21 protein-coding genes are annotated in these 20,988 nt (G+C 69.3%); 17 read left to right on the top strand and 4 right to left on the bottom strand.

All coding sequences use genetic code 11. The features are described 5' to 3' along the window. From ureG to JGU66_15645, 9 genes are all read left to right on the top strand, one after another. Positions 1–732 (top strand): urease accessory protein UreG, encoded by a 732-nt coding sequence (gene ureG, locus JGU66_15685; protein ID MBJ6762214.1) that lies wholly within the window; start codon positions 1–3, stop codon positions 730–732. After that, complete coding sequence (locus JGU66_15680; GenBank protein MBJ6762213.1) at positions 729–1,316, top strand: hypothetical protein; 588 nt, start codon at positions 729–731, stop codon at positions 1,314–1,316. The genes ureG and JGU66_15680 overlap by 4 nt, the downstream gene beginning before the upstream one ends. A 60-nt stretch (positions 1,317–1,376) precedes the next feature. Next, a complete protein-coding gene (locus JGU66_15675) occupies positions 1,377–2,201 on the top strand; it encodes a CPBP family intramembrane metalloprotease (protein MBJ6762212.1) in 825 nt (274 codons plus the stop codon). Positions 2,202–2,212: 11 nt separating this feature from the next. Next, a complete protein-coding gene (locus JGU66_15670) occupies positions 2,213–2,587 on the top strand; it encodes a PilZ domain-containing protein (GenBank protein ID MBJ6762211.1) in 375 nt (124 codons plus the stop codon). Positions 2,588–2,650: 63 nt separating this feature from the next. Further along, positions 2,651–3,604 (top strand): ABC transporter ATP-binding protein, encoded by a 954-nt coding sequence (locus JGU66_15665; GenBank protein ID MBJ6762210.1) that lies wholly within the window; start codon positions 2,651–2,653, stop codon positions 3,602–3,604. Continuing rightward, positions 3,601–5,454 carry a hypothetical protein gene (locus tag JGU66_15660; protein MBJ6762209.1) on the top strand — a complete coding sequence of 618 codons (1,854 nt, stop codon included), beginning with the start codon at positions 3,601–3,603 and terminating at the stop codon, positions 5,452–5,454. The genes JGU66_15665 and JGU66_15660 overlap by 4 nt, the downstream gene beginning before the upstream one ends. Then, entirely contained in the window at positions 5,451–7,337 is a 1,887-nt protein-coding gene (locus JGU66_15655; GenBank protein MBJ6762208.1) for an ABC transporter permease, read from the top strand. The genes JGU66_15660 and JGU66_15655 overlap by 4 nt, the downstream gene beginning before the upstream one ends. A 61-nt stretch (positions 7,338–7,398) precedes the next feature. Further along, positions 7,399–8,847, top strand: coding sequence for a hypothetical protein (locus tag JGU66_15650; protein MBJ6762207.1), 1,449 nt, complete (start codon positions 7,399–7,401; stop codon positions 8,845–8,847). A gap of 88 nt (positions 8,848–8,935) precedes the next feature. Continuing rightward, complete coding sequence (locus tag JGU66_15645) at positions 8,936–9,679, top strand: hypothetical protein (GenBank protein ID MBJ6762206.1); 744 nt, start codon at positions 8,936–8,938, stop codon at positions 9,677–9,679. A 56-nt stretch (positions 9,680–9,735) separates the two neighbouring features. Here JGU66_15645 and JGU66_15640 read toward each other — a convergent pair whose 3' ends face one another. Further along, positions 9,736–10,695: a hypothetical protein gene (locus JGU66_15640; protein MBJ6762205.1), complete on the bottom strand. Its 960-nt coding sequence runs from the start codon at positions 10,693–10,695 to the stop codon at positions 9,736–9,738. A 149-nt stretch (positions 10,696–10,844) separates the two neighbouring features. Here JGU66_15640 and JGU66_15635 point away from each other — a divergent pair, with 149 nt between their 5' ends. Continuing rightward, positions 10,845–11,333 (top strand): 8-oxo-dGTP diphosphatase, encoded by a 489-nt coding sequence (locus tag JGU66_15635; protein ID MBJ6762204.1) that lies wholly within the window; start codon positions 10,845–10,847, stop codon positions 11,331–11,333. A 4-nt stretch (positions 11,334–11,337) separates the two neighbouring features. Here JGU66_15635 and JGU66_15630 read toward each other — a convergent pair whose 3' ends face one another. Together JGU66_15630 and JGU66_15625 are read right to left on the bottom strand one after the other, a co-directional pair. Beyond that, positions 11,338–11,886, bottom strand: coding sequence for a DUF4833 domain-containing protein (locus JGU66_15630; GenBank protein MBJ6762203.1), 549 nt, complete (start codon positions 11,884–11,886; stop codon positions 11,338–11,340). A 273-nt stretch (positions 11,887–12,159) separates the two neighbouring features. Beyond that, positions 12,160–12,798, bottom strand: coding sequence for a TVP38/TMEM64 family protein (locus tag JGU66_15625; GenBank protein ID MBJ6762202.1), 639 nt, complete (start codon positions 12,796–12,798; stop codon positions 12,160–12,162). Between the two features lie 382 nt (positions 12,799–13,180). Between JGU66_15625 and JGU66_15620 the strand changes: the two genes are divergently transcribed. From JGU66_15620 to xerD, 7 genes are all read left to right on the top strand, one after another. Further along, a complete protein-coding gene (locus JGU66_15620; GenBank protein MBJ6762201.1) occupies positions 13,181–13,627 on the top strand; it encodes a general stress protein in 447 nt (148 codons plus the stop codon). 41 nt (positions 13,628–13,668) lie between these two features. Next, positions 13,669–14,007: a hypothetical protein gene (locus tag JGU66_15615; GenBank protein MBJ6762200.1), complete on the top strand. Its 339-nt coding sequence runs from the start codon at positions 13,669–13,671 to the stop codon at positions 14,005–14,007. A gap of 31 nt (positions 14,008–14,038) precedes the next feature. Beyond that, positions 14,039–15,271, top strand: coding sequence for a sodium:proton exchanger (locus tag JGU66_15610; GenBank protein ID MBJ6762199.1), 1,233 nt, complete (start codon positions 14,039–14,041; stop codon positions 15,269–15,271). Further along, a complete protein-coding gene (locus tag JGU66_15605) occupies positions 15,268–16,566 on the top strand; it encodes a cation:proton antiporter (protein MBJ6762198.1) in 1,299 nt (432 codons plus the stop codon). The genes JGU66_15610 and JGU66_15605 overlap by 4 nt, the downstream gene beginning before the upstream one ends. A gap of 46 nt (positions 16,567–16,612) precedes the next feature. Beyond that, positions 16,613–17,224 (top strand): threonylcarbamoyl-AMP synthase, encoded by a 612-nt coding sequence (locus tag JGU66_15600; protein MBJ6762197.1) that lies wholly within the window; start codon positions 16,613–16,615, stop codon positions 17,222–17,224. Between the two features lie 23 nt (positions 17,225–17,247). Then, the gene (locus JGU66_15595; GenBank protein ID MBJ6762196.1) at positions 17,248–18,225 is read left to right on the top strand and encodes a hypothetical protein; all 978 of its coding nucleotides are present in this window, start codon (positions 17,248–17,250) and stop codon (positions 18,223–18,225) included. 72 nt (positions 18,226–18,297) lie between these two features. Next, entirely contained in the window at positions 18,298–19,233 is a 936-nt protein-coding gene (xerD, locus tag JGU66_15590; GenBank protein ID MBJ6762195.1) for a site-specific tyrosine recombinase XerD, read from the top strand. Positions 19,234–19,657: 424 nt separating this feature from the next. On the opposite strand, the gene JGU66_15585 is transcribed toward xerD, so the two are convergent. Next, on the bottom strand, positions 19,658–20,842 hold the full coding sequence (locus JGU66_15585) for a DUF4388 domain-containing protein (GenBank protein ID MBJ6762194.1): 1,185 nt from the start codon (positions 20,840–20,842) through the stop codon (positions 19,658–19,660). Positions 20,843–20,988: the final 146 nt, after the last annotated feature.

Here is a 20,988-nt window from a genome sequence, read left to right as displayed (position 1 = left end):
ATGCACGACGACCACCGTGGCCATGGCCATGACGACACCGACCACGAGCATGAGGAATGGGAGCACCCTGGGCACTACGAGGAGCGCGAGCCAACCCGCCGGCGCGACTTCTCCACGCGCGCGTTCACGATTGGCATTGGCGGCCCCGTGGGCAGCGGCAAGACGGCGCTCGTGCTGGCGCTGTGCCGGGCCCTGCGCGAGCGGATCCGCCTGGGCGTGGTGACGAATGACATCTTCACGAAGGAGGACGCGGAGTTCCTCGTCCGCAATCAGGCGCTGTCACCCGAGCGCATCCGCGCGGTGGAGACCGGCGGCTGTCCGCACGCGGCCATTCGCGAGGACATCAGCCACAACCTGCTGGCGCTGGAGCAGCTCATGGAGGAGCTGAAGCCGGAGTTGCTCATCGTCGAGAGCGGGGGCGACAACCTCGCGGCGCAGTACAGCCGCGAGCTGGCGGACTACACCGTGTATGTCATTGACGTGGCGGGTGGAGACAAGGTGCCGCGCAAGGGCGGTCCTGGCATCACCCAGTCGGATCTCCTCATCATCAACAAGACGGACCTGGCGCCGCACGTGGGCGCGGACCTGGGTGTCATGGAGCGCGATGCGCGCAAGATGCGGGGCACCGGGCCCTTCGTCTTCACCCAGGTGACGCGAGGCGTGGGGCTGGACGCGGTCATCACGCATCTGCTCGAGGCGTGGCGGCGCCATGGTGGGAGGGCCGTGGCATGACGCCTCTCAGCACAGGGCAGGTCGCGTGGTATGTGACGGGGCGCTTCTACAAGTCCTTCGAGGGCTGGCTGGAAGACCTGGGCTACTTCATCCACCTCCAGGGGCTGGACGGGCCGCTGTTCGACGCACCGCCTGGGGCACCTCCGAGCGAGTCCACCGCGCTGCTCACGTTCCGCGCGGAGCCGTTCCGCTCCGTGTCATTCACCAACGGCGATCTCGCCCTGAGCGTGGATCCGGTGGGTGAGTTCTCGCTGTTTCTCCGGCAGCGACCCGGCGCGTCCTTCGCTCGCCCGGACTCGTTCTCCGAGGGGACGCGCATCGCGACGTTCCGTCGGGCGAGCGTGGTGCTGGGCGCGGACTTCACGGAGGAGCGCAAGCGCGCGCTGTCCCTCAATGTCTTCACCGCGAAGCTCGTGTGGAGCACGGAGTTCGAGTTCCAGGGCCGCATCCACGACCTGAAGCGGCTGCTGCCGCACGGCATCACCCAGTGGGGCGAGGCCGGGCCCACGGGCGTGATGCCTCCGACGTCCCGGTTCACGAGCGTCGTGCCCTTCATCGGCTCGGCGGTGACCGTGGGACCCTGAGCAACGCCGCGCTTGCGCAAGCGCCCGCGTTGAGGTTCGTAGGCGGATCAAGCCCGCACCATGTCGATCCGCCCCGTCCCCGCAGCTCCCGCGCTCCCCGTGGCGGTGTCCCCTCACCGCGCGTGGGTCGCCCTGGCGTTCCTCGTCCTCTTCGCCGCCTACGAGGCACCCGAGGGGCTTGGCGGCCGGCTGCTCGGCAACGCAACGCTGGCCGCCGTGCTGATGGTGTCCTTCCATGCGGTGGCGTGGGGCGTGGGGCGCGGGCTGGGCTATCGCAACGGCTTTCACGCCTACGCGCTGGAGTGGCGACCGCGTGCGCTGCTGCCCGCGCTGGCGGGGATGCTCGTGCTCAAGCCGCTGTCCCTGTTCGTCGGGGCTGCGCTCGGCTGGGTGCGCATCCAGCCCCTGGCGAGTCCGCCCCAGGCGAGCACCGTGGCGGTCGCGGCGCTCGGGCTCCTGGTGACGACGTTCGTGCCGTCGCTGGCGGAGGACATCGTCGCGCGAGGCTTCTGGCTGCGCGCGTGGCCCGTGGCCGGGCGAGGCGTGGGCTACGTGTTGTTCTCCGCCGCGTGCTTCGTGCTGACCCACGTCTATCGCTTGGGGAAGGGGCCGATGGAGTGGCTGATGCTCTTCTCCCTCGGACTGGCCTTCGCGGCGGCCGCCGCGCGCACGGGCTCTCTGTGGGGCGCGGTGGGACTGCACTGGGGCTGGAACCTCGCGAATGGAGGGATGGACCTGGTGGTGGATGTCACCCCGGTGGGCGGGTGGATGCCCGTGCTGTCCGCCGTGACGGGGCTGGTGGCGTTGGGGTGGGTGGTGCTCCTGCCGCCATGGAGCACTGCGGCATCCACGGGGTCGTCCGTGCCCCGGGACCCCGGTGAGTAGGCTGGGCATGGCTGTCTGGTTTACAATCGTGTGCCGTGCCTACCGAGACCGGCCCGATCGACCGTCGTTCGTTCCCTCGCCTCCAGGCCCCGTTGTATGCGCGTCCGGCGCGGGTCCAGTTCGGAGAGAAGCGAAAGGTGCTGGACGTCAGCCTCAGTGGCGCCCGCATCTACTCCGACGAATACCACGCCGAAGGCAGTCGCCTGGACGTCGAGCTGTTCCTGCCGGACGGTGGGAGCCTCGAGTGTACCGCGCGCGTGGTGTGGACGTTGAAGCTCCCCAAGGACTCGGTGGCCCGCTACGAGGTGGGGCTGGCGTTCCTGGACGTGTCGCCGGATGCGCTCGCCCGGCTCCAGCCCGTGCTCATCGACGACCTGGGCCAGTGAGCCTCCGGGCCCGCGAGGCCCGAGCCCACGCCGTCACCTTCGCACAGCAGGAATCGCCTTCACATGATTGATGAGAATGCCGCTGTCGCCACGGGGGAGGCGACGGACGTGCCGGCTTCAGGGGCCCCTCTCGCGGAGCCCGAGGTGGTGCTTCGCACGTTCGGCCTCGTGCGCGCGTTCGATGCCGTGCGCGCGGTCAACGGCGTGGACCTGGAGCTGCGCCGCGGTGAGGTCTACGGCTTCCTCGGGCGCAACGGCGCCGGGAAGACGACGACGCTGCGGATGCTGATGGGCATCCTGCGTCCGGACGCCGGTGAGATCGAGCTGATGGGCGAGCGCGTGCGCCGCGTCCGCGCGGCCCAGAAGCGACGGCTCGGCTACGTGTCCCAGGAGCAGGTGTTCTATCCGTGGATGTCGGCGAAGCAGCTCGGGGAGTTCGTCGCCGGCTTCTATTCGGATTGGGACGCGGCCCACTTCACGCGGCTGTTGCGCGTGCTGGACGTCCCGGTGGATCGCAAGTCCGCGCAGCTCTCCGGCGGCACGCGCATGAAGTTGGGTTTGGCGCTGGCCCTGGCGCATCGCCCGCCGCTGCTCATCCTGGATGAGCCCACCGCCGGATTGGATCCGGTCGCGCGGCGCGAGTTCCTCGACATCCTCCGCGAGCAGGTCCGGAGCGAGGGCCAGACGGCGCTGTTCTCCTCGCACCTCGTGGGCGAGGTGGAGGAGGTGGCGCATCGCATCGGCATCCTCCACGAGGGGCGCCTGCGCTATCAGGGGAGCCTGGAGCGGCTGCGCCAGTCCGTGCGTCGGGTGCGCCTGGACGAGCCCGGGCCCGAGGCGGTGCCTCCCGGTCTGGAGCTGGTGCGCAAGGAGCGCGCGAGCGAGGGCCGCCGAGCCTGGGTCTACTCGGGTGCGCCCGAGTCCTGGGACACGAGCCCGTTCCCGCGCGAGGCCATCGAGGCGCTCTCGCTGGAGGACATCTTCCTCGCGTACGCGCGGCGGTCGGACGAGGCATGAGCGCCGCGTTGTTGCGCAAGGAGTGGCGCGAGCACCGCGGCGCGCTCATCCTCCTCAACGTGCTGTTCGGTGTGTTGGGCGTGCTGCTGGTGCTCAACGAGGCGCGCTACGCGACGCACGGCACCTTGATGGAGGTGCTCAAGATACCGGCGGTGATGCTGTCCACCGCGGCGGCCTTGTTCGTGGCGCACCGGCTGGTGACGCGCGAGTACGGCCAGCGCACGCAGCTCTTCTTGGAGTCGCTCCCGCTCTCCCGCGCGAGCATCCTCGCCACCAAGCTCCTGCTGGGCGGTGGGGTGTTGTTGTTGCCGCTCGCGTTGACGGGATTGGCGCTGTGGGGTCGCGCGCGCCATCACGAGGACTTGTCCTCGCGGTTCCTGCTCATCCTGAGCCTGCGCGCGGCCACGCCCGTGCTGCTGGGCTGGATGTTCTTCGCGCTCGCGGGGCTGATTGGTCGCTATCGCAATCCGCTGTACCTGATGCTCGTCATCGCGCTGTTCGCGGCGGATCGCCTCACGGACTTCGACCTCTCGCGGTTCGGGCCCACGGTGCTCCTGGGCAGTGACTTCGCGTTCGAGCGCCAGCACTTCCCCTGGGGCGCGTTGGCGATCTGCTGGGTCGCCATCCTGAGCCTGGTCGCGCTGTGCTTCGCCCTCGTGTTGCACCGCGATGGGACGCTCGCCGAGCTGCTCTCCCAGCGGATGAGTCACCGCGAGAAGGTCTTCATCGCGTGCGTCAGCGTCGGGATGCTGGTCGTCATCTCGGTGATGGACGCGGCCAAGCAGCGTCAGCCGTTCACGTTGCACGACGCGGAGCAGGCCCTGGCCGTGGGCTCACCTGTCCAGGTGTCTTCGGGCGTGGGTTTCTCGCATGAGGACGCGGCCCGGCTCGCCACGCGCATCGCGAACGACCTGGGCGCGCTGGCCAGCTATCTGGGACTGGCGAAGCTGCCCGCGGTGGCGGTGATGCCCATCCGCGAGCTGGACGCGGACGTGTACCAGCGCGCGGAGTTGGAGAACGCGGACGGGGTCGTCGTGCGCGCCAACCTCGCGGACCCCGCGTTCGACGTGCGTGACTTCGAGGCCTTCCTCTTCCAGCAGGTGCTGATCTGGACGAGCAAGGGACAGGTGTTGCGCGAGGACCGGCGGTGGTGGCTGGACGGCTTCACGGCATGGTGGGCGCGCCGCGAGCAGGAGGATGCCCGCCTGTCTCCGCGCGTCGCCGTGGCCTCGCGAGACGAGTTTGATCCACGCGCCTGGCTCACGACGCGCGAGCGCCTGGGCCCGTGCCTTGCCGGAGCACTGGCCGCGCGAGGCATCACCGTGCTGCGAAGTCAGCTGCGCGAAGAGGCCTTCCAGGCGATGGCGAGACAGCTGCTGGCCTGGCCTCCGGGGACGGGCGTCGCGGGGCGGTTGAGCGAGCCTCGGTTGGAGGCCTTGCTGCGCGCGCAGGGCCTCGGCTCCGAGGCCGAGCTGTTCACGCGCTGGCGCGCCGCCGCGAGCGCGGATCGGGCCGCGCACCCCGCCTTGCTCGAAGCCCTGGCGCGCCTGCATCCCTCCCTGACGCTGGTGGCGGAGTCGCAGGAGACGTTCCGATTGGAGCACCGGCTGCGAGGGGAGGGGAGCACCGCGGTCGGACGGTATGCGCTGCTGTCCCAGAATCTCGGTCCGTTCACCGCCGAGGTGGCGCCGTACGCGCTGTCGCGACAGGACGCGGTGGGCGCGGATGAAGCGGTCATCCTTCCCCAGGCCCTCGCGCGGGGAGAGCGCTGGTTGTTCGTGATGCAGCGGGAGATGCCGGAGCTGGGGTGTCCGGTGCGGCTGCTCGCGGAGCGGAGGGAGATTCAATGATCCGCCCGCTCATCGCGAAGGAGCTGAGAGACCAACGCCCGTTCCTCTGGCTCTCGTTGTTCTTCCTGGCCGTGGAGGTCATCACCTCGCTGTGGACAGAGCCGCTGGGGTTCAGCCCCTACGCGGAGACGTTCGTCGAGCGCTTCAAGGTGGGCGGGGACCTGTCCACCATGACCTTCGTCCTCGCCTTCGCGCTGGGGACGGGTCTGCTCGTGCGTGAGCAGGATGATCGCACGCTGGAGTTCCTCGACGCGCTGCCCACCTCGCGCGGGATGTTGTTCACCGTGAAGCTGGGCGTCGCGTTGGGTCTGGTGTTGCTGTATCCGCTGGGACTCACGGCCTGGACGCTCGTGGAGCACGGGCTGTCGCGCACCTCGCTCGACGCGGGCCTGCACGTGGATCTGCTGCTGGTTGGCTCGGTGCTGCGCATCATCCAGGCGCTCGCGGTGCTGTCGCTGGCCTTGGCGCTCGCGCCGCTGCGGCGACTGTCGTGGACCGCGCTGGCGGTGCTGATGATGGCGCTGAGCCTCTGGCAGGATCGCGTGCCGTGGCTCGCCGCGCTCAACCCGCTCCAGCTCACCTCGCCGGAGTTCGAGGGGACGCGCTGGCCGTGGCCCCTGGAGGCCATGGCTGTCCAACTCGGGGGCTCGGGCGTGCTGCTGTTCATCGCGCTCGCGCAGTTCCTCGGCCTGGGGCAGCGGCGGTTGGGCGCGCTGCTGCGCTGGTTGCAGAACTCGTGGATGAGCGGCGTGGTGACCCTGGCCACACTCGGACTGTTCATCGCGGTGCTCGCGCGGCTGCTCGGCCCCAATGCGGGAGGGGCGGAGGGTGGAGCTGCCCCGGACGAGAGTCCCCGCGTCCGCTTCCCCGTGAGCGCGGTCGCGCAGGCGGCCACGCGCTACTACCGCTTCACGTATCCCGCCGAGCTGCGCACGCGCGCCGGCCCGTTGCTCGATGCGGCGGATGGTGTGCATGAGCAGGTGCGCCAGTTCCTCGGTGAGGAACCTGGCGCCCTCATCCATGCGGACCTCGGCGGCAGCGCGGTGCACACGGGCGGCACGGCCTACTGGAACACCCTGCGGATGGATCTCGCGGGTGCGTCCGACGCGGAGCGAGCGCGCGCGGTGCTCGGTCACGAGACGACGCACGTCCTCGCCCATCGGTTGGTGGGCGTGGCCTCGGTGCCCAAGCTGTCTCGCATGAAGTTGCTCAGCGAGGGGCTGGCCACCTACGTGGAGACGCGCTTCTTCTCGCCGTCGCGGACGTCGGATTATCAACTCATCGCCGCGGCGGCGCGGGCGCGGCGCGAGGTGAAGGTCGAGGAGTTGCTGGAGCCGGAGCGCCTCGCGGCGGACCGGGATGCGGACTGGGTGTATCCACTGGGACGGGCCTTCGTGGACGCGCTCGTGCGGAGATACGGAGATGGCGCGCCGGCCCGCGTGCTCGCCGCGATCGGGCGCAAGGATGCCCCCGAGGGGCTCGACGGCGCGCTCGCGTGGCAGGACGCGTTCCAGACCGCCGGCATCGACTTGTCCCAGGTGTTCGACGACATGTTCGCCGGACTGGACGCGCAGGTGACCGAGCAGCGTGCGTTCTTGGAGTCATTGCCACGCCCGCGCGGTGTGGTGGAACGTCAAGACGGTCGAGTGGCCGTTCGCGCTCGCCTCGACAAGTCGTTGCCGTCCGGCTGGCGTGTAGTCTGCCGCTTCCGGCGGACAGAGCGCGCCGAGTCCTACGAACTGGACGGGCCGTATGCCGGTGAGGGTCCGCACTGGCGCGAGGCAACCGACGTCTCAGAGGGTCGTATCTGGTATCAACTCGGCATCCAAGGGCCCGAGTCGCTCATCCTCTATGAGCCCTGGACGTTGGTGCGGGTGAAGTGAGGATGACCCGAGCAGTTGGGGGCGCGGGGAAAGGGCGCCTGCTATCGTCCGCGCGGTCGCCATGATGCCCCGTTCGTTCTCTCGCCTTTCGGCGCTCCTCTTCCTGCTGCTGGCGCTCCCCGCCGCAGCCGCGAGGACGCCCCCGCCGCCCGTGGCGGACGTCATGGCGATGCTGCGAACGGTGGAGACGCGGCGCGTGCGCGGCAAGTCCACCTTGCTGGGATTGGAGCTGGATGATCAGGTCCGTGCGCGCCCCACGGACCCCATGCCGCGCATCTACAAGGCCTGGTTGTCGTTTCCCTCGGATGCCTGCTGGAACGAGCTGAAGGCTGTCTCGACGTTGTACCCGGAGAACCCCTGGTCGTTCCTGGGCATGGGGCTCATCTACGTGAAGTGGGGCCTGCTCCGCGAGGCGCACGAGCCGATGGACGCCGTGCAGCGCCTGGCGCCGGACTCCGTGCCCGCGCTCTGGGGCCAGGCCGTGTTGCTGCAAGCCGAGGGAAAGAGCCGTGACGCCGAGGCGCGCTACCGCGCCTCGCTGGAGAAGCTGGACGCGCCGCAGGTCCGCGCGGCGTTGGGCCTGCTGCTGGCGGGGCAGTCCGGGCGCGCGGCGGATGCGAAGGCCGAGCTGGCGCGCGCGGTGGAGGCGTGGCCGGATCAGCCCGAGGCGCTCGAAGCCCTCGCGCGTTTGGGGCGTGAGACGCAGGACCCTCGCGCGGCGGCGCAGGCGGGTGATGCGCTCGTGTCGCTGCGGCCTGGCGACAAGGAGGCCCACCGACGGCAGGCGGATGCATGGCAGGCCGTGGGCGACCGCGAGAAGGCAGTGGCCTCGTTCGAGCGGTACGTCGCCCTGGGCGGCGCGGCCCCCGAGGCGCTCGGCGCGCTGGCGCGACTGGACGCGGAGCTGGGCCGGAGCGCCGAGGAGGAGAAGGTCCTCGTGCGCCTCGCGGAGGTCGCCCCCACCGATGCCGAGCCGTTCCTGCGCCTGGCTGACCTGGCCGAGGCACGAGGCGACGCCGCGGGCGCGGAGCAGTGGCTGCTCAATGCCTCCGAGCGAACCCCCGCGCGCGCGGACATCCAGGTGCGCCGGGCGCGGTTCCTCCAGAAGCAGGAGCGGCTGCGCGAGGCCCTCGTGGCCTACCGCGCCGCGCTCTCCGCCACCGAGCGCCGCGTCCCCGAAGCAGAAGCCGAGGCCGCAGCCCTCACCAAGCGCTTCCACCTGCCGCCCACGCCCGCGAGTGGCGCGGAGGATCGCGTCTACTCGCGCGTGTCGTTGGGGCTGGTCGCGCTCTACACCGAGCGCCTGAAAGAGGCACCTGACCTCAAGGGCATCCTCAAGGTCACCGTCCGCGTGGACGATGCGGGCCACGCCACCCAGGTGGCCATCGTCTACGACACGCTGAAGGATCCGCTGCTCGCCGCGCACGCCTACTTCGCGTTCCTGGATGCCCAGTATCTGCCCGCGAAGGCCGAGCCTGTTTTCCAGTACGTCTTCCGTCCACCGAAATGACCTGTACAGCTCGTGTTTCTGCTATTCCTGAACTCGCTAGTTCGATGCTGTGATTGACACGGCATCACCGAGACACAGGACAGAAGTCATGAGCATGAAGAACCTGGGCCGTGCGTATGCGCTGGCCGGAGTGGTGGCGTCGCTGGCGTTGACCGGATGTGGCGAGGACGAGCCGAAGCCGCCGGAGCCGCAGCCGCTGGTGTGTGACGCGCAGGCCTATACGAACGGCGTCCACGATGCCGCGGAGCCCACCCAGGACGACGTGGTCAACGGGCTGTGGGCCATTGCCCCGTCCAACACGAAGCTCGTGTGGAACGAGACGAAGACCGCGGTGCGGATGGTCATCTGGACGGACTACACGGGGTACAAGCCCGGCGACATGTCGCTCACCCGCGAGGTGTGGATGACGGCGGCGCCGCAGCTCCAGGAGATCTGCCGGACGGTGGCGGCGGACAACGTGTCCGAGCGGATGAACCAGGTGCTGGGCCTGCCGCCCTTCACCGCGCAGAGCAATCCGCGCTTCTTCGTCGAGGCATGGGTGAAGCCGTCGGACATGTTCCGTCCGTGCCCGGACTCGGAGATCGACGACACGACGTGCGGCCTGACCTTCCCGCCGAGCGCGACGGCCGAGCACAAGAACTGGATCAACGCCAACTACGCCAACAGCTATGGCTTCTGGCTGAAGACCCAGTATCCGTGGACGGGCCTGGGCTACACGTATGACTGGTGCAACGCCAGCACGCACGTGGGCGCCAGCGAGTTCGTGGTGCGCTCGGGCTCGCAGATCACCGTGTCGGGCGTGTTCGACAAGGCCGATTACTGCAAGCCGTAGTGCTGGAGGGAGCGCGCCCGGGGCCCAGGATGGCGCCGGGCGCGGTGCCCGCGGGACTACTCGAAGCGGCCCGCGCGGGCCTGATCGAACGGGACGCGGTGGGGCAGGTAGGCCGTGTCCAGCATGTGGTTGCTGATGAGGTTGAGGTTGCCGTCGGTGAAGCGGTGCACCACCGCGCCCTTGCCCGCGTCCTTGGCGAAGGCGAGCGGATCAATGCTGCCTCCCAGGCCCGTGAGCGTGGGGACGGCATCCGCGTTGTTGACGTAGTGCACGTAGTTGGGGCCGTCCGGGTAATGCGTGGACGCGGCGCCGAAGGTCTCCACGTTGATGTGGCTCATGGCCTTCTCCGCATCCGCGGCGGACAGGCCATCCTCGATGCGCAGCCGGCGCTGGACATCACCCAGGGCGCGCGCGGTGATGAGGCCACCCTGGCTGTAGCCCACCAGGTGGACGTCCCGGCCGGCCTTCAGCTCGTTGTAGACGGTGTCCGCCAGCGTATCGACGGCCGGGTTCTTGCCCTTGTCCAGCTTGTCCGTCACGCACTGGGCCAGGTCCGTCACCAGCCCTTGCGTGGCGTTGTGGATGCCAATGACGCGCGCGCCGGACTTGTCCGCCAGCGCCTGCATCTCACCGAGCTGGCCCTGCAGCGGCGTCATGATGCCGTTGACGTAGATGAGCGTCTCGGACGCGTTCGGGTTGTTGCGCGGCGTGACGGCCGGCATGTCCTTGAGCGCGGTGTTCGGCGGGAACGTCTGCCCCTGGGCGCCCACGAACTTGCCGTCCGTCATCCGGTCCGGCTTGGCATCCGAGCCGAAGATGCGGCGCAGCTCCTTCACCGTGGAGGCCTCGAAGACGTCCTTGCCCATCTTCACGAAGCGGGGGATGTCCTTCAGGCCGTCCTTCGCCGCATCGATGATCGAACCGAGGGGGTTGCTCAGCGTCTTCGCGGGCGCGGGCTGGCGCGCCGCGGGAGTCGCCGGAGTGGTCAGGCCTCGGTTGCGATCAATCGTGCTCATGGAACCCTCGCGACCCACGGGGGAGGTGGGCGTCACACCATTGTCTTCCTGTCCCGACAGAAGTTGCGAGTCCGCTAGAGTCCGCCGTCGTTCTCGCGCTGATGCAGTGCGTCACGATGCGCGAGGTCCACTCCCCCAAGAGGAATCCCATGGCCTACACCCCCATCATCGCGACGCTGGGCTACGTGCTGTCTCCGGATGGCCAGCGGGTGCTGCTCATCCACCGCAACGCGCGGCCGGACGACGCGCACTTCGGCAAGTACAACGGCCTGGGCGGCAAGCTGGAGCGCACCGAGGACGTGGCGGTGTGCATGCGCCGGGAGCTGCGCGAGGAGGCCGGCATCGAGTGCACGCGCATGTCGCTGCGGGGCACGGTGAGCTGGCCTGGGTTCGGGAAGAAGGGCGAGGACTGGCTCGGGTTCGTCTTCCGCGTGGACGCCTTCGAGGGAACGCCCCTGGAGCGCAACCCCGAGGGCACGCTGTCCTGGGTGCCCGTCGCGGACATCCTGACGTTGAACCTCTGGGATGGGGACCGGCACTTCATCCCGCTCGTGTTCGACGCGGATCCGCGTCCCTTCCACGGGGTGATGCCCTACGCCGAGGGCCGCGCGATGAGCTGGAGCTTCACGCGGCTGTGAGGCTTCAGCCGCGGATGAGTTCGCGCATCGGCTGACCGTCCGGGCCCACGCCATCCAGTCGCACGAAGTCGATGGAGAAGGGCCAGGACGTCTTCACGAAGATGTGCTCGAGCTGCGCGCGCTTGCCGGACATGTTCGTCCAGGCCTGCACGGCGCACTGCCCGTTGACCGCCGTGACGGAGAACTCGATGGGGCGATCCGCGAAGGCGCGCAGCCGGAACTGGACGCGCCAGCCCTCGGTCGTGCTCTCCACCGCCTGCGTGTCGGCGACGCCGTACACGGGCCCCTCGACGCTCAGCAGGTCCTCCACCTCGGACTCGCCGCGCTCCAACATGCGCCAGTACGCGTAGACGGGGCTGGCGCCAATGGGGCGGCAGCCCTCGCCCAGGCGGAGGCCGTAGTGGACCTGGTTGCGGTTCTCGCTGCGGGAGATGAAGAACACGGAGCTGGGCGTGGTGGGGGCCGCGGCGCTCGCGACGAAGGGGCAGGCGAGGAGGAGCGCCGCCGCGAGTCCGGTCCATGTCGTCCTGAGAGTCGAAGCCACCCGGTCCATCCTTCCATCCGTCGCGGCCGGGCCTGTGAGAAGGCCTCGCGCGTTCGCGCGCCGCATGTGCTTGATGGACGGTGACTGCCTTCCCGCCGGTCCGGACGAGGCGCTGTCCGGACCCGCGCGCCATATATCTGGCTCGCCCGCCGGATGCACCTTTCCACCCGCACTTCATCGCCGCCCCGAGGCGCGCGGCGACGCGACTCACTCCGTCCGCAAGGGGAAACACCTCGCGGCCCACGATGTGTCACCCGCCCTGGCGTCGCGACGCGGGCTTCCTCAGGGCGTGGAGGTCAGCGGCACCTTGCCCTCGGTGCGCTCGACCTCGGGGGCCTCGTTGAATTCCTTGTAGATGCGCCGGCCGAAGACGGTGCCCAGACACAGTGACAGCACGAGCCCCGCCGCGGACACGCCGGTCATCACGGCGCGCCCTTGTGCCAGTCCACTGCCGAACTGCGCGGTGAGGAACGTGCCCGGCAGCGTGCCCAGCATCATCCCGCCCACCGTGGGCCAGAAGCGCGCGCCGCTCGCCGCGCTCGCGATGAGCGTCACGTCGGTGGGACACAAGGGGTTGATGCAGGCGAGCAGGCTGAAATGAAAGTCATGGCGTCGGGCCACGCGCATCAGCGCTGGATACTTCCCGCCGGCCAAGCGCTTCATCGGCCCCGTGCCCAGCTTACGAGCCAGCATGAAGAGCAGCGTGGCGGACAGGAAGCTGCCCGTTAGTGAATAGAGGGTCGCGGCGAGCGTTCCAAACATCATGCCGCCCACCGCGGTCAGGACCTGCCCTGGCAGCAGCGTGAGCGGGCGCACCGCCAGGAACGCGATGTATGCCCATGGCGCTGCGGCACCCAGGGGCAGGAGCAGCTCGTGGAGGCGTCGCTGATCGACGAAGTCCGGCCCCAGCAGCCGGAGCATCACCATTCCCCCGATGGAAATGACCATCGGGGCCAGAACGCGAACCCATGTCGTTGCCTGTCCTCTGCCTCGCATCACGCAGAGCCTCCCCACGCGCCCCCCGCAGTGTGGAGACAACCTGAGGGTGGGTTGGGGAATCGGCAATGCGGTGGGGCGTGTTCTCGACAATGCAGCGTCCTGGCGGACGGGCCTCCGGCTGGCACGGATGCTCGGTTCGCGTGGGAAACCCGCCGGAATCATTGGGATTTCGGAGTGGCGGGGCCGGCGTGAACGGCTGGCGGTGTACGGAGCTTGCTTGCATCGGGGCGCTTCCGTCCCAAGGTTTCAGGCAAGGGGCGCCGAGGCGAGGCCGGGGACGGCAGCAACGAGAGGAGATGGCGACATGTCGGACAAGGACAACAAGGGCAGCATGACGGTGGCCGAAGCGGGCCGAAAGGGTGGCGAGACGGTCCGCAACGAACGAGGTCGTGAGTTCTACGAGACCATCGGCCGCAAGGGCGGCGCGACGGTGAAGGCCGAGCGCGGTCGCTCCTTCTACGAGGAGATCGGCCGCAAGGGCGGCGAGACCGTGAAGGCCGAGCGCGGCGCGAAGTTCTACGAGGAGATCGGCAAGAAGGGCGGCGATCGCGTGAAGGCGACGCGAGGGCCGAACTTCTACGAGGAGATTGGCCGCAAGGGTGGGCAGAAGGTGAAGAAGCTCATCGAAGAGGGCAAGCGCGCGGCTCGCGCCGCGATGGCCGCACAGGAAGGCGCGGCGGCGCCCGCGTCGCAGGAAAGCGCGACCCCAGCGGCTCCTCCGGAGTCGACTGGCCCCAGCGGCAACGAGTGACGGGGCGACACGGCGCGCGGACTTTGCGGTAAGAGGACCGCGTGTACCTGGTCATCACGTTCCTCGAGGCAGTGGAGACGACTGAACGGGCCATCCGTCGGCTCCGGGAGTTCGGTATCCCGGAGCCGCTGGTGGTGCGTGCTCGCAGTGCCGCGGCGGCGCTGTCCGCGGAGGTGCCCATCTTCGCGGGGCTGCGCAGCCTGGCGCTCGGCGCGGATGAGGACCGGGTGCTGCTGGTGAGCGTGGTGCCCGCGTTGCCGCAGGAGGAGATGGAGCGGATGATCCAACGCGTCCAGTTGGAGATGGATGCGGACGATCCCCCCATGGGCCGGCTGGTTGCCCTGCCGGTACTCGCGGCACCCACCCACCGTCGTTCGTGACGGACGTGGCGGTCCGTTGTAAGCACGTTGCGTGCAAGCGCTGCTCGTCTTCCTCGCCATCGCGGCGCTGTCGCTGCTCGCTTCGAGCCGCGCGCTGCTTGATCCCGGGCGCCACCCTGCGCTCGCGCAGCTCGCCGCCAGCGGACTGCTGTTCCTCGTCTTCGGCACGCTCCTGGGGCCGTCTGGCGTAGCGGTCCTCACGCCGGTGAACCTCGAGTCCTTGCGCCCGCTGGTGGCGCTGGGACTGGGCACCGCGGGGGTCATCCTCGGTCTCAACCTGGAGCCCCGCGTGCTGCGGCTGTTGCCTCGGCCCGTGTACGCGGCGGCGCTCGCGCATGCGGGCACGGCCTTCTTCTTCGTGGCGGTGCCGCTGTCGGTGCCGCTGCTGCTGTGGATGGACTTCCCGTCGCAGGCGGCGGTGGGCGCGGCGGCGCTGCTCGGCGCGGCGGCGAGCCTCTCCTCCGGGCACTTCGCGGTGCTGGGCCACCGCAGCGGGCGCCTGGAGCGCGCGCGCGGCCTGGGCGTGGCGCTGCTCACGATGATGGACGATGCCGTGGGCCTGGGCGTGCTGGCGCTGGCGTTGGTGCTGGGCGCGGCCTCTAGCGTGCCGGAGGGCGTGGCGCTGGTGGGGCTGGCGTTGCTCCTCGGCGTGCTGTGCGGCGCGCTGCTGGCGTTCCTCACGTACTCGCTGAAGGACCCGGCTGAGCTGACCACGGTGACGCTGGGCATGGTGGCGCTGGTGGGCGGCGCGGCGGCGTACCTGCGCGTATCGCCGCTGCTGGCGGGGGTGGCGTGTGGCGCCACGCTCGCGCTGGTAGGGGGCCGCGCGGTGGACCGCGTGTCTCGCGCGCTGGGGCGGGTGGAGCGGCCCTCGTATCTGGTGTTGGTGTTCCTGGTCGGGTGTCAGCTGCACGCACGGGACTGGCAGGCCTGGGCGCTCCTGCCCGCGTTCGTGGTGCTGCGGTTCATGGGGAAGATGCTGGGCGGCAAGCTGGCGCAGCGCCTTACGGTGGGGCTGTTGGATCTGCCGCCGAAGCTGGGCAACGCGCTCATCTCTCAGGGCGGTTTGGCGCTGTGCCTCGTCGCTGACTTCTCCTTGCTGGTCCCTGGAACGCTGTCCCAACGCGTCTTCGACGTGGTGGCGGTGGGCGCGGTGGTCAACGAGATGCTCGCGCATCGCGCCTTCCGGCAGGTGGCGCCGCCTCGCGCGGTGAAGGGCGCTCCCGCGTCTCCGGGCGCGGGTGGGGAAGGGGTGGCGGCATGACGGGGTCCGTCTTCCGGCTGGGCCTGTTGATGGTGCTGCTCGCGGGAATCACGCAGGCGCGGGGGCTGCGCGCCGACGCGGGGACGCCGGTGCTGCTCGCCGCGGGGGCGCTGCTCCTGTGCGGCCTGTTCGCGGGCAAGGTGGCCAAGGGGCTCGGCCTGCCGCGCCTCACGGGCTACCTGCTGGTGGGCGTAGCCGTGGGGCCGTATGCGCTGGGGTTCATCCCGGGCGCGGGCGTGAAGGGCTTGGAGCTGGTGAAGGGGCTGGCGGTGAGCCTCATCGCGCTGGTGGCAGGCACCGAGCTGCACATGGGATTGCTGCGGCGCGTGGGCGCGCGCGTGGCCATCCTCTGCGCCACGGTGTGCGGCATCACGTTCTGCGTCTGCTTCGCGACGATGGTGGCCCTCAAGCCCGTGCTGCCTTTCCTCACGCCCATGACGATGCCGCAGGCCATGGCGGTCAGCGCGTTGGTGGCCACGGTGGTCGTGTCGTTCTCGCCCACGGTCACCATCGCCATCGTCCAGGAGACCTCCGCGCGCGGCTCCTTCACCGAGTTCCTCATGGCGCTCGTCATCATCGGCGACCTGTTCGTCATGGTGGCCTTCGCGCTGGCGGCGGGACTGACGCGGGCCAGCTTTGGCGGTGGGTTGGACCTCGGCGCGCTCCTGGGCGGCGTGGGCTGGGAGCTGTTCGGCTCGGTGGGCGTGGGCGCGCTGCTCGCCATCGCGATGCTGTTGTACATGCGTGGCGTCAACCGCGAGCTGCCGCTGTTCCTGGTGGGCCTCTCGTTCGCGTCCGCGGAAGGGGGCGCGCGGCTGCACCTGTCTCCGCTGCTCATCTCGCTGGCGGCCGGGGCGATCATCGCCAACCTGGACGAGCGCGAGGGCGCGCGCATCCATCAGGCCATCCAGCGCGCGGGCCTGCCGGTGTTCGCGCTGTTCTTCGCCGCGGCGGGCGCGGGGCTGAAGCTGGACTCGCTGGTGACAGTGGGGCCGGCGGCCGTGTTGCTCGTGGGCTTGCGCGCGCTGGCCATCTGGCTGGCGTGTCGCCGCTTCGCGCCCGCGGATGACGCGCGCCTCAAGCGCTACCTGTGGATGGGCCTCATTTCCCAGGCGGGCGTGACGTTTGGCCTGGCGGCACTGGTGACCAAGACGTTCCCGTCGTTCGGTCCCCAGGTCGAGGTGCTCATCGTCGCGATGATTACCGCACACGAGCTGGTGGGCCCGGTGCTCACGCGTCGTGCGCTGTCCGCCAGTGGAGAGATCCGCGCGGACGAGGGAACGGAAAGCGCATAGGCTTTCAGGGCGCCGCGTCATCGACGCTCGGAGGCCCTGTCACGCCATGTCCGCACCCATCCTCGAGGTGGACCTGAAGCATCCCTCGCCACGCCATGTGGCCCGGGCCGTGGAAGTGTTGGAGAAGGGCGGACTGCTCGCCTATCCCACCGACACGTATTACGCCCTGGGGTGTGATTTGACCTCGAAGAAGGGCATCGAGCGGCTTTACCAACTCAAGGGGCGCGACAAGAAGAAACCCTTGTCCATTCTGTGTCCGGATCTCTCGGACGTGGCGCGCTATGCCCATGTGAGCAACTTCGCGTACCGGACGATGAAAGGACTCACACCGGGAGCCTTCACGTTCGTGCTGGAAGCCACACGGTTGGTGCCAGAAATCATGATGACGAAGCAGAAGCAGGTGGGCATCCGTGTGCCGGATCTCACTCTGCCGCGCGAGCTGGCCAAGGCCTTGGGGCGCCCGCTCGTCACGACGTCCGCCACCAACACGGAGGGTGAGCCCCTCACGGTCGCGCGTGACATCAAGACATCCCTTGGCCATGGGCTCGATCTCATCCTGGACGGTGGCGTGACATTGAACGAGCCGTCCACGGTGATTTCACTCATGGGCGATGCACTTGAAATCCTCCGGCAAGGCAAGGGTAGTCTGGAGTCCTGAACCCAAACCTTAGGGGGGGATGCTTGGATCAGGGGGGAAGTCAGTCACGGCAAGCCGACGTGCCAGAGCGGGTGCCCGGTGCGTTTGCCTTGCTGGTGCTGTTGTTGTTGCGCCCGGTGGATCTGCATTACCGGCTGAGGTCCGCTGGAATCCGAGTTCCCGGAGGTCGCATCGGCCAGCTCTGGCGTGAGCAGTCCGAGGGAGGCCGCGCCGCGGGTGCCTATGTCCGCCGGCTCTTGTTGCTGCTCGTGGTGATGTCGCCGGGCATGACGGCCTTCTCGGGGCTGATGCTGCGCGCGGCGGGGGTTCCGCTGGCGGGCGGGTGGATCGCCTCGGCGGTGTTCTGCTCCACGGTGGGGTTGTTGATCGCCCTGGTGTCGGGGCTGGCGTCGGGCGTGCTGCTCGGCTCGCTCGCGAGCCTGTCCATGTTGATCGGGCTCCACGCCAAGGCGGGTGGCGCGTTCGGGCCGGAGCTGGGTGGGGCCGCTGGGGTGGCCGTGGGCGTGTGCCTGGGGGTCGTCTCGGGGCTCGCGTCGGGCAGCATCGGCGGGCTGATGACGGGGCGCGGGCCGTCCGTGCGCCGCGTCCAGGTGGCGGCCATCGCCACGAGCCTGGTGCCGATGCTCGTGTGGAGCGGGGCTTCGTCGGTGTCGTTCGCGGGCGCGGTGGCCGCGAGCGCGTTGGTGACATTCCTGACCTGCGCCTTCCGGCTCCCACTGTATGCGCTGGAGGTCCTGGCGCAGGCTCTGGCGTACGCCGTCGAGCGGTGGACCGGGCGTCCCACGCTGCAATGGGCGCCGGTGCGCCACCACAACCTCAGCTACCTGCCGCACCCGTTCCTGGGCCGGCACCTGGCGCTGGCCGTGCGGTCGCGTCCGGAGGAGGTGCTGGCCGTGGCGGACGCCTGCCTGCGCTCTCCTGGCAACATCCTGGTGGGGTGGCCCTGGGTGGTGGAGGCGCTGGAGCGCGCCCACGCCGCGAGTCCCGCCGAGCCTCGCTGAGCCTCGCGAGGCCCTTTCGAGGGCCGAAACTGACGGGTTGCCCTGACCGCCGCCTCCGGTAGCCTGCGCGGCATGGAAGGGCTGCTCGATGCGTTCATCGCCTTCATCCGCGCGGAGCGGGGCCTGTCGGGGAAGACGGTGGACGCCTACGCGGCGGACCTCACGGTCTACTTCGAGGACCTGCGCTCGCGCGGCGTCGCCGACGCGACTCGCGCCACGCAGGAGGATGTCCTCGCGCACCTGGTGACGCTGGGCCGACGGGGGCTGGGCCGCAGGAGTCAGGCGCGCCATCTGGCCGCGCTGCGCGTCTTCCATCGCTTCCTCGTCGCCGAGCGGCTGGCCGAGAAGGACCCGACCGAGGACGTGGACACGCCGCGCTCGCCTCGGAAGCTGCCGTCCTTCCTCACCGTGGAGGAGGTGGAGCTGCTCCTGTCCGCCCCCGACGAGCGGACGGCGACCGGGCTGCGGGACAAGGCGATGATCGAGGTCCTCTACGCCACCGGGCTGCGCGTGAGCGAGCTGTGTGGCCTGGAGCTCAATGCGGTCCAGCTCACCGCGGGCTATCTGGTGGCCAAGGGCAAGGGCTCCAAGGAGCGCATCGTGCCCCTGGGCCGCGTGGCCATCGAGAAGGTCCAGGAGTACCTGGCCGCGTCGCGCCCGGCGCTGCTGGGAAAGCGGGTCGCGGACGCGCTGTTCGTCACGCCTCGTGGCAGCGGCTTCACGCGACAGGGGTTCTGGAAGCTGTTGAAGCGCTACGCGCTCAAGGTGGGCATCCGGAAGCCCCTGTCACCGCACAAGCTGCGCCACTCGTTCGCCACCCACCTCGTGGAGCGCGGAGCGGACCTCCGGGCTGTGCAGCAGATGCTCGGCCACGCGGACCTTGCGACCACGCAGATCTACACCCACGTGAACAGCGCTCGGTTGCGCAGCGTGTACGACGAGTTCCACCCGCGCAGCGATGCCTTCACGCCGAAGCCGCCGCGCAAGCGCAGCAGGGCAGGGAGCTGAGTCGGACCGCGTCGGAACAGTCACGCCTACATGGCTGGATGTTCAGTGAGGTCGCGTGAGGAGGCAGGTCGGTGTTTGAGCGCGCCCTGCGCGTCGTCGACTCGCCCTCTTGCCGCTGATTGGAATGCTCATGCCTACATGGTCGGATGTTCAGGCATTTCTCCGCGAGGTGAGGTTGCCCGCCGGCAGGAACTCTCGCCCATGGGCCCGAAATCTGGAACGTGCAGGAGGTGCCATGCCTACATGGCTGGATGTTCAGTGATTTCTTCGACGATCTTGAGCGGGGCGGCCCACGGCACAATCAATGTCAAACATCAGTCACAGATAAATAAATTCGCGCGACCCGTCGGGTCGGCCTGTCTTTTGTCTGTGATTGTGTTTGTTGGCAGGGGCGGATGGTGATGTCTGTCTTTGTTGTCTGTCTTTATGTTCCCGACTTCGCCAACGGGATTCCAAAGGGCTCGGTCGTCGTGCGCCGCGGGGCGCCTCGGCTGGCCTCACCGGAGAGCGGTGCGACGTGGATGAGCCCGCAGGCCATGAGTCGATGCACCGAGCGCGATGCCGCCAACTCGCCCATCGCGGCGGTGCGCAGCGCTTGCCGGATGCTCCGGCTGCCTCGCAGCTTGGAGTAGAGATACAGATCATCCGCCGTCAGCTCGGACGGGGTCGGGCGAGGGATGGGCTCGAACACCAGACGCCCGTCCAAGGCGAACAGCTCGTCGCTCAAGGCCAGCGTCAGTCGGATCTCCGCCTCGCGATACAGGGCATGGGCCTCGGGCACCGGCCCGCGCTCCAGGATCTGCGCGGCGAGCGCCACGGCGTGGTCGAACTTCCCCGACGACAGGAACGCGCGCACCAGTCCAAGCAGCTCGGCGAACTCGGCGGACTCACCCACGCGCGGCCCCTTGGGACGCTGTGGCGCCAGCGCGCCTCGCCGGTACAAGTGCAGGACCCAGCGTGCCGCGAACAGCGGGGCCTCGCGGGCGCTGGCCAGCAGCTCGCCCAGCGTCGCGCCTCCCGCGGCCAGATCCAACAGCACGTCCTCCTCCTCGGAGAACGTCTCGACGGCGAACTCGCGGAACACGCGGAACGTCACGTCCAGCCGGGGGAAGATCTCCCGGAACACGCCCCACTCGCGCAGGCGTGAGACGGCGTCCCGGTGCAGCGTGGCCAGCGGCAGGCGCAGCCCGATGGCTCGCGCCGACAGCGGGAGCCCTGGCGTGAACTCCACCTCGCCCGACTCCCAGTCGTAGCAGTCGAAGAGGGCCTCGCGGGCCTTGTGCTCCATGGCCTCCAGCAGCCGAGGCAGCTCCACGAAGCAGCGCTGCACCAGGAACGTGCCGTAGGGCATGCCCGCGCTCTCGGCTGCCTCGAACGCCGCCGCCGCGCGCGGCGCATCCAGGATTCGCAGGTGGACCAGCACCTGCGCCAGGTGCTCGCGTGGATCCGTCGAACTCTCGCCCACCAGGAAGCCGTCCTTGATGAAGAACTGGCGGCGGACGGCCCCTCGCTCGACCCGGAGCGTCCCCTCCAGCTTCTCGGCCGTGAACAGCGGTGGCATCACCATCTGCAGCCGGTAGCTCGACAGGCTTCCCGTGAATGGTTCCATCCGCGGACTCCTTCTGAGGTGGGTTGGTCGATGGGAGAGGTGTCAGGGTAACTCCTAACCCTGAGGTGTCTCAAGTGTCCGAAATTGCAGGTGTTTTTCGGTCTCGCCACCAAATTCCAGCCCGGGTCGTGCTCGCCCTGGGGACG

This window comes from Myxococcaceae bacterium JPH2, assembly GCA_016458225.1.
Taxonomy (GTDB): Bacteria; Myxococcota; Myxococcia; order Myxococcales; family Myxococcaceae; genus Citreicoccus.
The sequence above is the reverse complement of the archived record's forward strand: the minus strand, read 5'-3'. Positions and strand labels throughout refer to the sequence as shown.